The sequence below is a fragment of the Streptomyces albospinus genome (assembly GCF_014648695.1).
In the GTDB taxonomy this organism is placed as follows: domain Bacteria; phylum Actinomycetota; class Actinomycetes; order Streptomycetales; family Streptomycetaceae; genus Streptomyces; species Streptomyces albospinus.
In genome coordinates this window covers 39,276-52,681 of record NZ_BMRP01000029.1, presented here as the reverse complement: position 1 = coordinate 52,681, position 13,406 = coordinate 39,276, and the positions used below count along the sequence as shown (strand labels likewise).

Genomic DNA, 13,406 nt, shown 5'->3' with positions numbered 1-13,406 from the left:
CCCCCAACCCCGGTGAGGGGAGCCGCGGTCCGATCGAGCAACTCCCGCCCGAAGGACGTGCCCGAGGATGCACACGGTAGGAGCAGCCGATGAAATCGACGTGAAACGCGCTCCTTTCGGGCACAGTTGCAGGATGGAACAACGTGCTGGTGGCGAGAGCGACCTCGGCCGACGGCGCCGCACGCTTCCAGCGGACCCCGTACTGGCACTCCAGGTGTCAGCGGTACAGGAACTGGGCGATGTACCAGTGTCGGGCTTCCTGGAAGTCCAGTCGACTGTTGTCGATGTGGAAGAGGGCGATGCGGCGCATCGTGCGCGGCGCGAGCAAGGCGGGCAGGCGTGGAAGGCGGTGTGGAAGGCCCGGCCGCCCGCGCCGATCGTCTGCGTGGAGTGCCGGCACCCGATGTACGCGAAGACCTCCGAGCGGGGCCTGCGGTTCTTCGCGCACGCTCCGCACGCCCCGGACTGTGAGATCGCCCGCCAGGGCGAGTCCGAGGCCCACCACCTCCTCAAGCTGGAACTGGCCAGCGCGGCCCGGAAGGCCGGAGCCCACGCCGAGTCGGAGGTCCGTGCGCCGGACGGCTCGTGGCGGGCGGACGTGCTGGCCAGTGATCCGGCCGGGACGTGGCGGATGGCGCTGGAGGCCCAGCTCTCCCCGATCACCGCCGCGGAGATCGTCGAGCGCACGGAGCGGATGGACGCGCACGACGTGACCTGCTGCTGGTTCAGTGACCGGCCCCGACCGCCCTGGCTCGGCGCCGTCCCCTCGGTGCGGCTGGCCGCCGCGGAGGGCGGCATCGCGGTCGCCGAGGGCCTGGTGAAGTTCGCGGGGTCCGCCTGGGAGCCGGCGCCGCAGGTGCCCGTGGCCGACTTCCTGCGCTGGGTGTTCACCTGCCAGGTCTTCCCTCACCTCCCGCGCGTGCGGCTGCGCTACCCGCAGCGTCAGCTCGCCCAGGTCTGGACGGCTCTGCAGTACATCGCGGCAGAGGACGCCTACCTGTGGCGGGAGGAGGAACGCCAGCGCCAGGCGGCTGAGCAGCGGGCGCGGTTCAAGGAGAAGGCGGCGCGCAGGCGGGCCGACATCGACCAGAGGAACGCCGCATCCCGCCGGGCCGCGCTGGGGAGGGCCGCGTCCGCCGAAGCGGACGCACGCCGGGCGAACCTCGGGCCCGCCGGGGCGCGGTTCCACGACCAGCTGATGCGCCGGCCAGGCGTGGAGCAGGCGGTTGCGCATCTGGCCGGGAGCACCACATCACCGTGACGGTCGGGATGAGCACCGACGAGTGGCGCTGGGGCGGCGGAACGCCCCTGATCGGCCCAGACGGCACCCCGGCCGCCGTGCTGTCCCCGGTGTCCGGGCTCGTGCGAGGTGAGGCGTTCCGGCTGCTGGCGGGGATGCTGCTGCTGTTCGAGACGGCCGCCGAGCGGCAGCGTTTCGACCGCAACACCCGCCGTCGTCGCAAAGTCCCCATCGACGGCTGGCGGATGGAACACCTGTCGACGGCGCCCGCGGATACAGCGGATACGGCGGACACAGCCGCCCTGCCTCGCAGGACCCGCCCCCGGCGTACGGGCGGCCCGTGTTCCTGCGCGGAACCGGAGCTGACCGCGGTCATCCTGGGCCAGCCCCACTCGGCCGAGCCCGCCGAGCAGACGACTCCCACCAGCGCCGTCTACACCGCCTCCTGCCGTACCTGCGGCGGCTCGTACGACAAGCCGTGGCGCCGCAGCACGGCCTGACCATGGCCCTTGCGGACGCATCCGCTTCAAGATCATCCCGGGGGCCCTCTGGCGGCTCATCTCGGGGATCCCCCTGCCTCGACGGCCGGGCGGCCCTGCTGCACCGGCTTGCCGACGCCACCGGGGACGAAGTCAGCACACGCACCTACGACTTGGGTGATGGGAAACCCCTTGACCAGGTCGAGTACGAGCGAAGGTGTTGACACTCCCAGAGGGGCTCTCGCCAGCACATGCGGTGTGGTTGGTCAGCCTCAGCGGTGGCGCTGCTGGTGCCGGTTGGTTGTTGCGAGGCCGAATAGCTGGCCCCGCCCTTCCTCGGCGGGGCGCTTACGCGCTGGCGTGAGCCCCGCGGGCGAGCGAGACCCACCCGGATGGGGTGGTTCCCCGCCTCAAGCACACTGCGGTGCGCCCGTAGGCACCAGGGAGTATCGACCGAAATTGTTCGCTGAGTGAATAGCCGCTTGAGGCGGCTTTGCCTGGCTCATATCGTCACTTCCGACCGTGGTCGCGAACTACCGCAGCAGAGGACGCGCATGAGTGACAAGCGAACGAACCGCCTGGCATTGTGGCTCACCGCCTTCAACGCGACCCTGACCACCGCGGCAGCGGTAGTCACCTGGGACGGAGGCCCCAGTCCTTGGGCGGCGGCTGCCGCAAGCTCCGTGCTCGTCCTTCTCGTGCTCCTCCGCGGGCGCAGCCGGCGGCCGAGCGCATCATCGACTACCTCAGCCCCGCCGCCATCTGATGCAGCATCAAGCGCGCTATAGATCTTTGTCGCTATGGCCTTGGTCCTTGGAAGCGTAACAATCTGGATGTCTTTGCGTGCCAGGCGGCAGCACTAGCCTCGATCTTGCGTGAGGTCCGTCAGCTTGCTGGCGGCCCGCCTTTGCCTTGGTGTAGAGGCTGTTTCGGGGTCCTGCGATACCGAAGGCCCGCTTGTCGCGGCGGGTGGGCGTGGGGTTCCACTGGTCCCGGGTTGGTTCGGCTCGTCGGTGCAGGTCAGTTCCCTGTTGCAGGTGGTGCGAGGGCATGGAGCCGACCAATGGCGGGGTGACCAGATCGGTGGTCCAGGGCCAGTTGTTGCAGAACCGCGGGTGGCGGGTGCGGCCGGTGGGCACCAGCCTGGGCGGCTGCGGAGAAGAGCCGCAGTCGCATCCTCTTGGGCTCCCGCTGCTCGCCCTCGACGGGCCGACCCGTCGAGGGCGAGCAGCGGGAGCCCCCATCCTTGCAGTTCAGGAGCACTCTCCGCTTCTCTGATCACCCGTCGGAAGCGACCCCGGAGCACATGCGAAGCCCACCGTGCGCTGATTTCACCGGCCGACCATGGGCAGCGGCTGACCGTAGGGCATCAGGAAGGGCTTGCCCATCTGGCCGGCGACGGTGAACGGTGTGAACTCGAGGTCCGCAAGCACCCGGTAGATGAACTCGGAAGTGGACATGTCGAACCGGTACCACTCCTCGGCCGGGTCCGGCTTGGCGATCACGGGCCACTTGGCGGGATCCACCGAGCGGTCCGCCAGCCAGTAGTAATCGCCCTCCGTCTCGTCACGAGCCCAGAGGATCAAGCCCGACTTCTCGGACCTCCCGTAGAGCCCGTGAGGCTCGAAGGTCCTTGGAGTCAGCGGATACTGCGCACACAACTGCAGGTGGCGCTTCCACGTGTCCAGCACGCGGCTCGACGAGGTTCCGCCGACCGGCCTCAGGACCTCGAGGTACGCCGAGAAGCTCCCCGGCGCGAAGAGTGCGCAGATTTCCTTGTAGTCGGCGGGCAGGGAGGTACCGAAGCCGTCCTCCAACGGGCCCCAGTCGATCTCCTGGCGCTCCTGCTGCCAGCCCGTCACCTTCACCAGGCGGTCCACCCACAACTGATCCATCCCTCCATTCAAGCTCATGGCATCGACGGCGCGGAGGCGGGGTGAACCCGGTGAGCGTGTTCACCTGGAGAGTGCTTCCTGAACTGGGGTGGACAGAGTCCTCGACAAGCCCATCCTCCCAGCTCAGAGGCACACCTCTCTGATGTGATCGATCCACAGAATGTGAGTCTGGTGAAGCGCGAGGCTAGGTGAGCGTCGGCCGGCGCGCTGGTGTCGGGGCGGTAGCCGCGGGATCGTGCTGCTGGCTGGCGGTGTCGGCTTGGTGTTGTGGTTGTCGCGACGAGGCGTCGGCTGTTGAGGATGCGCGGCCGGCGTGGACGCAATCGTTGTACTGCCGACGGTGCCAGGCGGTATTTTCGCGCGAGGACGCGGTCGCGGTCTGAGCTGGTGCGCGAAGAAGCCTCCGTCCGGGTTTCGAGCGAGAAGACTTTGCGTGGCAGTCTCAGTCATGCATCTGTTGGCTCGTCGACGTGCTTGAGCTTCATACGCGAAGTGACGATGCCGTTTAGCGCTGCGGCTCGACTCAACGTCATTTGGTCCTCAGGAACTTGTGGCTGAAAAGCCAGTTGGTGCTGCGTGGCCGCCCTGTGCGTCCAACGTGGTGGCGTCTTTGGCTTCCGTCCCGCTGGCGAAGCCCGCCTCGGCGGCATGCGCAGAAGCGAGCTTCTCGGGTCGCGGGACGTGTTCAGACAAGCGTGACCAGACGCGCGCCGCCGTCGGTTTCCAGGACTGTGCCGGTGAGGTTGGTGTTGGTTGCGGCGAGGGCCACGGTCCCGGCTATCTCGTGAGCTGTCGCGACGTGCCTGACGGGTGGAGCGGCAGCTGCCTCGGCGAAGTACTCCCGTCTGACCTCTGCGGGCAGGCCGCTCCACCAGGGGGTGTCGACGAGTCCGAGGGAGACGGCATTCACGCGTCTCGGGGCGAGTGTCAGGTCCAGATCGCCGATCGGCCCCGGGCCCTCACTGCCGCTCGCCGCGAGAACCAGACAGTCGATGGTGCCGATGGCCTCGGCGACCGTCCGGATCTCGTCGTGGCGGGCAGCATCCGCCTGGTGTCCGACGAGGTCGGATACGCGGGCCTGACGATATCACCGGCACCACGGACGGCCTGGGCCGGGCCCTGGCCGAAAACCTGGCGGCCGACAGCGCCGACCTGATCCTGCACGGCCGCAACCAGGCCAAGCTCGGCCAGATCGCAGGCCGCTGCGCGGCACTCGGCGCAACCATGGCCCGAACCGTCACCGCGGACTTCTCCGACCTCGGCCAGGTCCGAGCCATGGCCATCCAGCTTCGCGCGATGACAGACCGACTCGACGTACTGATGAACAATGCAGGCATCGACAGCGGCGAACCCGACGGCCGCACTCGCCAGACCGGCGCCGACGGTTACGAGCTACGCTTCGCCGTCACGTCCTCGGCCGCTCAGCCACCGAGCCCGTCAAGAAGGTGGCCGACGACGGGAACGCTGATAAGGACGGATGTGAGCGGGGATTTACCACCCGAGCCCCCGGCCTGGGCCGGCGCGGCCAAGCCGAAGGTCAGCAGGGTAAACACGGCGGAGACGGTCAGGATGCGGAGATGGCGCCGCATGGCAGGCTTCCTCTCTTTCCGGTCGCGGGCCGCATCGGTGCGCACACATGACACGCGCGAGGTCGTGATCAGAGCGCCCCGAGGCGGAGTGGATGCGAAGAAAGGCATTCCTCCGCGCCGGTCGTATTAACGCCACATCACCCGATGGGCGGGAGCCATCTGCACTCGGGCTGTAGGGCGTGTCCGATGGGTCGATGACGTGGACGGCCCGGGTGCGCTCCGGTCTCGCACCCTCTTGTGCCCCGTCATCCGTATGGCCAGATCTCGTCTGCCGGCAGGACACTCCCGGCACGTGGTGCCTCCAGGTGACGGGCCTGAAAATGCCGCCCTGAAGTCCTGGGTGCCGCTGTCCTGGGGGGAGAAGGAAGTGTCCCGAACCTGATACCGCCTCAGATCGGCTGAGCACGGCCGAAGGAGCCAGCTGGGCATCCGCCCTTGCTGTAGCGGATCCGTTATGGCCGAACTCCGCCCGACCCATTCCCGGTCAACGCTTCGAAAGGATCTACCTCACCCATGCGGCCAATCCCTCTGAGCCTGCCGGGGTCTGGCGGAGCCACCTCATCAGCCGCGCAGCCGAGAACCAACGGTTCGTGCTGGCAGCCAACGTGGCGGATGCCTGCCAGCACTGCCCAGCATGGTCCTCTCGCCCAGAGGAGAGGTCCTCGTGGAGGCACCTTTCGGTCAGACCACCATCATCAGAACCACGATCGACCTCAACAAGTCCGCTATGGGGTACCTCGGCCAACGTCGACTGGGCCTTCTGAAGTTGAGTTGTCTGACGCGAACAATCAAGTAGTAAATGGACAGTTGGGGAACCCGCCCCCACGGCAAGGCATTCCGAGGGTTCCAATACCCGACTCCACCATTCGTCGGGGTGTCGTTAAGGCTCTGCGTCAGGACGGGGCGAGGACGCAGAACTCGTTGCCCTCGGGGGCGGCGAGGAATGTCCACGGCACTTTGCCCTGGCCCACGCGGGCGGGCGTCGCACCGAGAGCCTGGAGGCGCGGGAGCCTCTCGCCTGATGGGCCGCAGAGGCGGTGGCGAGATCGAGGTGCACACGGTTCCTTGTTGTCTTCGGGTCCGGGACGGGTACTCCGGACGCCACGCGCCCGTCCCGGAATCGGGCTGGGGGATGACGCCGGTGGCATCGACCCTCAGCCCCGCCGCTGATGACACACCAGATGATCAGCAGGGCCGTGACCCACAGACAGAAGACATGGTGGGCCTGGTCGAGGGAGCCTGGCAGCTCAGCGAACAGTTAATCGGTTGCCTGTTGGTGATGGTGGTGGATGCAATGTCCGGCATGGTCACCCAGGGGCGCCTGCCACGGCGAGATGAGATGAACGCGTACTACCGGACCTTGCCACTCTGCGATCCGGGCAAACTGCAACCGAATCGTCAGACGGGAGAAGCCAACGCATGAATACGCCACCATTGCCACCTGGAACGGAGCGGACTGAGGGATCATCCGTCCAGATCGGCGCTCTCGTTCCGCTGACTCGGCCAGGCTGGGTCGAGGCAGGCCAACACCTGCTCGCCGGACTCGAGCTGGCCGTTCGCGAAGTCAATGACGCCGGCGGGATCGCCGGAAGACGACTAGAGCTGGTGGTCCGAGACACTGCGGCTGATCCACAGAGGGCCGCGGCGGCCGTAGACGAATTGGCCCGCCTGGGCGTGGCTGCCTTGGCGGGGGAGTATCACAGCGTCGTCGCTCGCGCCGCTGCCGCCAGGGCCGACGCCCTCGGCGTGCCGTTCCTCTGCTCGTCGGCGGTTCTCGACGCGCTCACCGAACAGCCAACGGAATGGGTCGCGCGCCTCGCCCCGGCGCAGTCCCACGGCTGGCAGGTCTACGCGGACTTCCTGCTCAGCGCGGGCCACAGTCGAATCGCCGTAGCAGCCGAGTCGAGTGTCTACTGGGCATCTGGGGCCCGCATTCTGCGGGACTACCTCGCTCCACGGGGCGGCACCGTCAGCGAACTCGACATGGGCGCACTCGCCCCCGCGGCCGTGTGCGACGAACTCGTCGACAACCGCGCGACAGCCCTCCTGCTACTGGTCGGCCACCCGGAGCCGGCAGTGTCGATCGTCAAGTCCGTCCGCCGCGACCCGCGCCTCGCCGACATCATGATTGGTGCGCCGGCCGGGCAACCGGAGTTCGCCGAATGGGCGACGTTGCTGGGTGACGACAGCGCCGCAATCCCGTTCTTGCGCTACCTGCCCGGGCGCCTCAGCCCACTCGGTGCACGAGTCGAGACGGCCCTCCGCGAGCGGCTGGCCGCAGCGCCCTCCTTCGTCGCCTTCGAGGGCTACGACACGGTCGCCGTTCTCGCCGCTGTGCTGCGTTCTCACGGCGCGGACCGGGCGCGCACTGCCGAGTCCTGGCCGCGCGTTGCAGTCGAAGGCACCCGCGGGCAGATCCAGTTCTCCCGCACACCAGGCATCAGCGTTTGGCAATGGGCTTGGACGCCCATCCAAGTCGTTGACCGAGATCCGGCGGAACCCGACCGCTTTCGGATCCTTCACGCCAGCTGAAAGAGCACGGAGGTCCGACTGCCCAGATCTGTCCGAACTTGAGGCTGTCCACCTGTCCAGGTGTCGATACCGGCTCTCAGCTTCGCGGCGGGGGCCCCGACCGCATTCTCAGACTGTCGCGCGGCAGCCGACGTTAGCCCGGGGCAGCCCAGAGAGCCAGCGGTCGGACCGGCATCAAGATCAATATCAATCTCGGCGCCGACCACGGCTCCATTGATCCCAAGGCCGTTAACGGTATCTGTGATTCTGCGGCGCGCAGCTGGGCCTGGTGTTTGAGCCGGCAGGCCCAGCTGCGTGCACGGTGGTGCGATCAGTCAGCTTGGGTGTGGCCTGCTTCGAGCAGCTGCTTGAGGCGGGCCAGGTCCTTGCTGTTCGCCCGGCGCATCGCGGCGGCCATCATCGGCGCCGCGACCCTCGCTAAGCCGACGGGTTCACCGCGATTGCGCAGTGTCATCCGGGTGTGCGTCGCGTCGACGGCTTCCCAGGTGTAGGTGGTCTCCATCGGAAACGGGCCCTGGGTGGTCCGCATCACCATCCGGTCGGCGCCATATTCGACGACCTCGTAGGTGTAGGTGAGAGTGCGCCCGAGGAAGTTTGCCACGAAGTCCAGCTGGGAGCCGACGGCGAGCGGTGGCTCGGTGCGCCAGTGAACGGAGGCGATGTTCACGTACCACTCAGGCGTCTTATCAGGATTCCCGGCGTAGGCGACCACCTCAGCGCGCGGGCGGGCGATCACGGTCTCGGTGAACACGTCGACGGCCACGACCTTCTCCTCAACTCATCCACGGCTTCACATGGTGACTGATCGTTCGCTCCCGTCGGGCCGACGCGCCGCGGCGTGCCGTGCAACCTACGCCATGCTCGCTGCTGCCTGCGCGAGCAGGAGATGAGGGGGCAGGAGGCCGGTGCTAAGGGTCAGATGTCGAGGAAGCGGACGTCCTTGGTCCTGCGTCCACCGGTAGCCGTCGGTCCGGATCTCCGCCGACAGCCGGGTCGACAGCGCGTTGACCACCGACAGGCCCACACCGTGCAGACCGCCGGAGACCGCGTACCCGCCGCCCCCGAACTTCCCGCCCGCGTGCAGCACGGTCAGCACCACCTCGACGGCCGGCCGCTTCTCCACCGGGTGCATCCCCACCGGAATGCCGCGGCCGTTGTCGACCACCCGCACCCCGCCGTCGGCCAGGATCGTCACGTCGATCCGGTCGGCCACCCCCGCGAGTGCCTCGTCCACGGAGTTGTCCACGAGCTCCTGCACCAGGTGGTGCAGCCCCCGCTCTCCCGTGGAACCGATGTACATCCCGGGCCGCTTGCGCACCGCGTCCAGTCCGTCCAGAACAGTGATCGCGTCGGCGTCATACGACGCCGTCCCGGCATGGCCGGGCTGTTGGGGTCCGGGGCTGCCACTGGCGGTGCGAGTGTCGTAAGTGGCCACAGATGCTCTCTTTCGGGCATGGCAGACCGCGCTCCCGCACCACGGTGCGGGAGCGGCCGGACAGTTGGCGGAGACAGGGCGCGGCAGCCCAAACAGGGTCCCGGGGCTCACGGGCCTCGGGGCCGTCGGCTACCGGGATGCTGTCCAGAGTACCGGAGTTGCTCCTCATCGATGGGGTGAGAACGCCTCCATGCTCCGCTGTGCGTCTCCCGCACCCCCTAACCCAATCCCCCCTGCCTTGAGTCCCTAAAAATGCGGCAGAGGGTCGCTCGGGGGCTTTCTTGGTGTCTTGCCGCGTAGAGCCCCAGGCGCTATTTCCGGCGTGACCCTCCACGGTCGCCAGTCGCGCTGCGTCAGGCCGCCAGCCCCCGTTCTCCCGTGAGGTTCGATGTCGGCGATCTTGATGACAGTTGTCGCCGTTCTGCGTCAACCAGACTCGTCAGTCGCAGCCTCGGGGACCGCACCGAAGGACAGGTCGGGAGCCGTCCACTGCTCAGCGAGGCGGCGGTGGCGATGGGCTACCGCTACCGCATGCCCGGCGGCGATCCGGATCGCGGCCTGCCCCAGGCAGACGAGCCGGGCCGTTGGCGCGGCGAGCCCGGCTCGTCTGCCGCACGCGTTCCTCACCGGCCGGTACGACGGTCTCGCGACGCTCGACCTGGTCTGTGACGGCCGCTACCTGCTGCTCGCCGGGCCCAAAGGGCACTGTTGGGCACGGGCTGCCCGAGAGGTGGATCCGCGAAGCGCCTTCCTTGAAATGACCCTGCTGCCCTGGCAGGCCCGTTCCGGACCGGCACGGCCGACCGGCGCCCGCGGCATCGGCGACCACGACGCCATGATGGTCCGCCCCGACCACGTGATCACCTGGCGCACCACCCATGCTGCTCCGAACCCCACGGCAGCCCTGGCCGAGGCCACGCGACGGCCCCTCCGGCTCCATCAAGTCGCCGTATGACCGGGCAACGGTGCTCACGATGCGAAGCCCGCAACCTTGGCCCACACCTTGATCCGGACCAGGAACACTGCCCCGTTGCAGGGGAGCGGGGCCAACTCGTCGGAGCCGTTCCCGTAGTCCGCTGTTGTCCGGCCTCGATGTTCGAAGGCGGCGGTGAGGACGAGGAAGGGGTGGGAGAGCAGGGGGCCGGGGTGACCCAGCGGATCGCCAGCAGCCCGAGCATCAACTTCCCGTCCCGCAGCCGGTGTTCAAGCCGTGCGAGACGGTCCGCGATCCGGCCCGTCAGGTCCTCTGACGCCGCTTGCCAGTGGGCAGGAACTACGCTGTGGCCCCACTGTCCGATGTTCGTTTGGCGACACACCTCGCGATGATCACCGGTGGTCGCAGCCGTCTCCGCACGGCCTTGACCAGAACGATCGCGACCTATGGCTGGAGTCCCCATGCGGGCTCGCTGCGGGAGCCGGGGGCGTTGAGAGCTGTGGCGATCCATTCGTAGGGCACGGGGACAGGCGAGTTGTCCTCATGCGTGGTCCCGTTGATGGTGGCTACCAGCGACAGGTACCTGCCATGGGTGTCGGTGAACCGGGAAACGGTGTGTGCGGCGCGCTGCTGGAGTGCCTGTCGGTGGAGGTCTTTCGCGACCAGGAGGTTGGCGGCCAACTGGCGCCGGAATCCGGTGGTGTCGTGCTTCCCGGAGAGCTCGGCGAGCCAAGCCGCGTAGCGGTGGGCGATGCCCTGGGCCTGCGGAGAGTCCGCGGGCAGCCCGGCTTGGTATGCCACCTGGGCCTCCCGCATGATCGTCGCCCCCTTCTCGATCGAGTCCGGCACCGGCGGCGTGGTGATGAGGCGCCCTTGGGCGGTGGAATAGGTGTCGTGGAGGTACGCACGGACCGAGTGGCGGAAGTCGTCGTCCTGCACCAGGTCGGCCAGCTCGATCCAGGCTTCGAGCTGTTCCGTGGTGGGCTGCACCGGCAGATTCGGTCGCATGCTCCGTAACCGGTCGACGAAGGCGGGGTGGACGTCGAGGCCGTCGCTGATCTCGTTCCAGAACTCGTCGATGAGCCGGTCGCGGTCGTCGTCGGACATGGACACGAGCTTGTGCATGAGACTCACCTGGTCGGTCGCGCTGTGTTGTTTCACGATGGTCCGCAGGACGGCCCGCCTGGCCTGGAGGCGAAGAGCCTGGCGCTCGACGAGCGCCAGATGTGCCGTGGCGAGGTCGTGCAGCGTCGTCTCGCCGACCAGTAACTGACGGATGTCGTCCAGGCCGGCGTCCAGTTCGCGGAGGGTCCGGACGAGCTCCAGCCTGGCGATGGCCTGGACGTCGTAGAGCCGGTACCCGGCGCCCGTGTGGCCGGTGGGCATGACGATCCCGGCGTCGGCGTAGAACCTGATGGCACTGACGCTCAGGCCGGTGCGGCGTGCCACATCTCCGATGGGGTACAGCTCGTTGTCGTCCACAGCGCCCACTATGGGACCTCAAGCAGGTTGAGGCTCAACCCCGTGCGTGCCGGGCGCGGTTACCCCCTCTGCCGGGAGGTACGCGCCTCCGGTGTGGCCGTCACGCTCGTCGTCCACGAGCACAAGCACCTCGGCCGGGGCATCGACCTGGCCATGCTCGCCGACGACCTGAAGGCGAGCGACGTCGGCCTGGACTTCCTCACCGCCGAGTTCAAGGGCTCCCACGACCCCTCCGGTCTCGTCTTCGCTGTCCTGGCGGCCATGTCCGGCATGTGACGGGAGTACATCCGCGATCGCACGCTCGAAGGCCACGAGTCCGCCTGCGCCCGCACCCGCGGCAAGGCCATCGGCGGCGCCGGCGTCCCCGACGACACCATGCTCGCCATGGCCCTCTACCACCGTGCGCAGGAGATGAGCCTGTGCGACATCGCCGCCCGCCTCGTCATCGCCAAGGGGCCAAGAAGGGCCGGCACGCTTCACCCGCCGCAGACCGGATCCCGGAGCGGATCACTCGGATCGTGCAAGTGGACGCCGGACCGTTGCCCGGCGGCATGGCCCGGATCGACTTCAACAGGCCCCAGACGCAGGAGGAGTGGCGCAGGCAGGCCGCGGAGAAGGGGAACGGCCGGCAGCTGCCGGTGGCGCCGTTCGACCCGGCAGCAGATCCGGACAACCTGGCAGGCCTCACCGGTGAACATCTCGCGCGTAGGGCAAACTTGGCCACACCTCAGCCGTTCCGACCGCCACGTGCCCTTTGGACCGTCCCTCGGTGCTGCCGGATTCGCACTGCTCGGTGATCGCGTCAGCATTCACCCCCGAACAGGTGCGGATGCCGGCAGACGGCGGCAACCCAGTCTTCGAGCCGATGGCCGGAACGGACCTGTGCCATCTGCCGACCGGGCACTGGTCGACGTTCTCCCGGCTCGCCGAACCGGCATCATCGCTGGACGGGATCTCCCGCCGACCAGGCATGCGCTCACCCGCAACCCCGCTCTGTGTCTCCTGGCAGTCGCGCGGTTCCCGCCGGCAATCACCAGACCGTCCGCACGACCCGTCGGACACTGCCCAGCAGTGCTGTGACCGCATGGGTTCGTCGGGTCGGTGGTCGCTTCGTCGGTCTGGGAGCGATCCGTGCATGTTCCCTCTGCGTGGCGGTGTGGCCCTGAGGAAAAAGGGATTGCCTTGAGCGCGTGGCTCACGTTGGCTGGACAGCATGGCTGAACTGCGTACCGATCGCCTCACCCTCCGTCGATGGCGCGACTCTGACCTTGAACCGTGGGCGGCGATGAATGCCGATCCTGAGGTGCGGGAGCACTTGGGTGACCTGCTCACCCGCGAGCAGAGCGATGCTTGCGTGGCTCTGTTCCAGGCCGAGTTCGACCAGCGAGGCTACGGGTGGTGGGCGGTTGAGGTGCGGTCCACGGGTGAGTTCATCGGTTTCGCGGGCTTGGATCAGGTGGACGACGGCATGCCGTTCACCGGAGTGGAGATCGGCTGGCGACTCGCCCGCTCGGCCTGGGGGCAGGGCTACGCTACCGAGGCTGCGCTGACAGTCCTTGCCTACGGCTTCGACACCCTTGAACTTCCCGAGATCCTCGCTGTCACCACGGCCACCAACTTCCGTTCCCAGGCGGTGATGCGCCGGATCGGCATGACCCGGGACCCGGACGGTGACTTCGACGATCCCACCGCGCCCGAAGGGCCACTACGTCCGAACGTGTTGTACCGCACCGCCCGTAGGATGAGGACCTGACGACATCCGCTGCGGCGCTTGGTCAGGCTGCGGACTCCGGGTTCGGGGGAGTCCAAGAACACCGGCG

Annotated in this window: 12 protein-coding genes and 3 pseudogenes; 8 read left to right on the top strand and 7 right to left on the bottom strand. The window is 68.0% G+C overall.

The genetic code is table 11. From position 1 onward, the window contains the following. Positions 1-133 precede the first annotated feature (133 nt). Both IEZ17_RS29805 and IEZ17_RS29800 read left to right on the top strand, forming a co-directional pair. The gene (locus tag IEZ17_RS29805; RefSeq protein ID WP_189305528.1) at positions 134-1,261 is read left to right on the top strand and encodes a competence protein CoiA family protein; all 1,128 of its coding nucleotides are present in this window, start codon (positions 134-136) and stop codon (positions 1,259-1,261) included. An 8-nt stretch (positions 1,262-1,269) separates the two neighbouring features. Next, positions 1,270-1,740 carry a hypothetical protein gene (locus tag IEZ17_RS29800; RefSeq protein WP_189305526.1) on the top strand — a complete coding sequence of 157 codons (471 nt, stop codon included), beginning with the start codon at positions 1,270-1,272 and terminating at the stop codon, positions 1,738-1,740. A 1,310-nt stretch (positions 1,741-3,050) separates the two neighbouring features. Here IEZ17_RS29800 and IEZ17_RS29795 read toward each other — a convergent pair. Together IEZ17_RS29795 and IEZ17_RS29790 are read right to left on the bottom strand one after the other, a co-directional pair. Beyond that, complete coding sequence (locus tag IEZ17_RS29795) at positions 3,051-3,614, bottom strand: hypothetical protein (protein WP_189305524.1); 564 nt, start codon at positions 3,612-3,614, stop codon at positions 3,051-3,053. A gap of 685 nt (positions 3,615-4,299) precedes the next feature. Next, the gene (locus IEZ17_RS29790) at positions 4,300-4,524 is read right to left on the bottom strand and encodes an SDR family oxidoreductase (protein ID WP_229852783.1); all 225 of its coding nucleotides are present in this window, start codon (positions 4,522-4,524) and stop codon (positions 4,300-4,302) included. 14 nt (positions 4,525-4,538) lie between these two features. Between IEZ17_RS29790 and IEZ17_RS43085 the strand changes: the two are divergent. Beyond that, positions 4,539-5,012: pseudogene (locus tag IEZ17_RS43085) on the top strand (SDR family NAD(P)-dependent oxidoreductase); the annotation flags it as partial. Positions 5,013-5,035: 23 nt separating this feature from the next. Here IEZ17_RS43085 and IEZ17_RS43080 read toward each other — a convergent pair. Both IEZ17_RS43080 and IEZ17_RS43075 read right to left on the bottom strand, forming a co-directional pair. Continuing rightward, positions 5,036-5,203, bottom strand: a complete 168-nt coding sequence (locus IEZ17_RS43080; protein WP_229852794.1) for a hypothetical protein — start codon at positions 5,201-5,203, stop codon at positions 5,036-5,038. 899 nt (positions 5,204-6,102) lie between these two features. Beyond that, a pseudogene (locus IEZ17_RS43075) lies at positions 6,103-6,296 on the bottom strand (VOC family protein); the annotation flags it as partial. Positions 6,297-6,344: 48 nt separating this feature from the next. Between IEZ17_RS43075 and IEZ17_RS44630 the strand changes: the two are divergent. Both IEZ17_RS44630 and IEZ17_RS29770 read left to right on the top strand, forming a co-directional pair. Further along, the gene (locus IEZ17_RS44630; RefSeq protein WP_189305522.1) at positions 6,345-6,626 is read left to right on the top strand and encodes a hypothetical protein; all 282 of its coding nucleotides are present in this window, start codon (positions 6,345-6,347) and stop codon (positions 6,624-6,626) included. Then, complete coding sequence (locus IEZ17_RS29770; RefSeq protein ID WP_189305520.1) at positions 6,623-7,735, top strand: ABC transporter substrate-binding protein; 1,113 nt, start codon at positions 6,623-6,625, stop codon at positions 7,733-7,735. The genes IEZ17_RS44630 and IEZ17_RS29770 overlap by 4 nt, the downstream gene beginning before the upstream one ends. A 310-nt stretch (positions 7,736-8,045) precedes the next feature. On the opposite strand, the gene IEZ17_RS29765 is transcribed toward IEZ17_RS29770, so the two are convergent. Next, positions 8,046-8,498 (bottom strand): SRPBCC family protein, encoded by a 453-nt coding sequence (locus tag IEZ17_RS29765; protein ID WP_189305518.1) that lies wholly within the window; start codon positions 8,496-8,498, stop codon positions 8,046-8,048. 162 nt (positions 8,499-8,660) lie between these two features. Next, positions 8,661-9,170: pseudogene (locus IEZ17_RS29760) on the bottom strand (ATP-binding protein); the annotation flags it as partial. 388 nt (positions 9,171-9,558) lie between these two features. Between IEZ17_RS29760 and IEZ17_RS44625 the strand changes: the two are divergent. Continuing rightward, positions 9,559-10,125: an aromatic-ring hydroxylase C-terminal domain-containing protein gene (locus IEZ17_RS44625; protein ID WP_373299981.1), complete on the top strand. Its 567-nt coding sequence runs from the start codon at positions 9,559-9,561 to the stop codon at positions 10,123-10,125. 423 nt (positions 10,126-10,548) lie between these two features. Here IEZ17_RS44625 and IEZ17_RS29750 read toward each other — a convergent pair whose 3' ends face one another. Further along, positions 10,549-11,586, bottom strand: coding sequence for a MerR family transcriptional regulator (locus IEZ17_RS29750; protein WP_229852782.1), 1,038 nt, complete (start codon positions 11,584-11,586; stop codon positions 10,549-10,551). Between the two features lie 42 nt (positions 11,587-11,628). Here IEZ17_RS29750 and IEZ17_RS29745 point away from each other — a divergent pair, with 42 nt between their 5' ends. Then, positions 11,629-11,862 carry a recombinase family protein gene (locus IEZ17_RS29745; RefSeq protein WP_189305512.1) on the top strand — a complete coding sequence of 78 codons (234 nt, stop codon included), beginning with the start codon at positions 11,629-11,631 and terminating at the stop codon, positions 11,860-11,862. Between the two features lie 937 nt (positions 11,863-12,799). Further along, the gene (locus IEZ17_RS29740; RefSeq protein ID WP_189305510.1) at positions 12,800-13,339 is read left to right on the top strand and encodes a GNAT family N-acetyltransferase; all 540 of its coding nucleotides are present in this window, start codon (positions 12,800-12,802) and stop codon (positions 13,337-13,339) included. Positions 13,340-13,406 lie beyond the last annotated feature (67 nt).

What these genes read in the sequence shown, in the direction of transcription:
- IEZ17_RS29805 (WP_189305528.1), top strand. Translation starts at nt 134, where the DNA reads ATGGAACAACGTGCTGGTGGCGAGAGCGACCTCGGCCGACGGCGCCGC.
- IEZ17_RS29800 (WP_189305526.1), top strand. Translation starts at nt 1,270, where the DNA reads ATGAGCACCGACGAGTGGCGCTGGGGCGGCGGAACGCCCCTGATCGGC.
- IEZ17_RS29795 (WP_189305524.1), bottom strand. Translation starts at nt 3,614, where the DNA reads ATGGATCAGTTGTGGGTGGACCGCCTGGTGAAGGTGACGGGCTGGCAG.
- IEZ17_RS43080 (WP_229852794.1), bottom strand. Translation starts at nt 5,203, where the DNA reads ATGCGGCGCCATCTCCGCATCCTGACCGTCTCCGCCGTGTTTACCCTG.
- IEZ17_RS29770 (WP_189305520.1), top strand. Translation starts at nt 6,623, where the DNA reads ATGAATACGCCACCATTGCCACCTGGAACGGAGCGGACTGAGGGATCA.
- IEZ17_RS44625 (WP_373299981.1), top strand. Translation starts at nt 9,559, where the DNA reads ATGTCGGCGATCTTGATGACAGTTGTCGCCGTTCTGCGTCAACCAGAC.
- IEZ17_RS29740 (WP_189305510.1), top strand. Translation starts at nt 12,800, where the DNA reads ATGGCTGAACTGCGTACCGATCGCCTCACCCTCCGTCGATGGCGCGAC.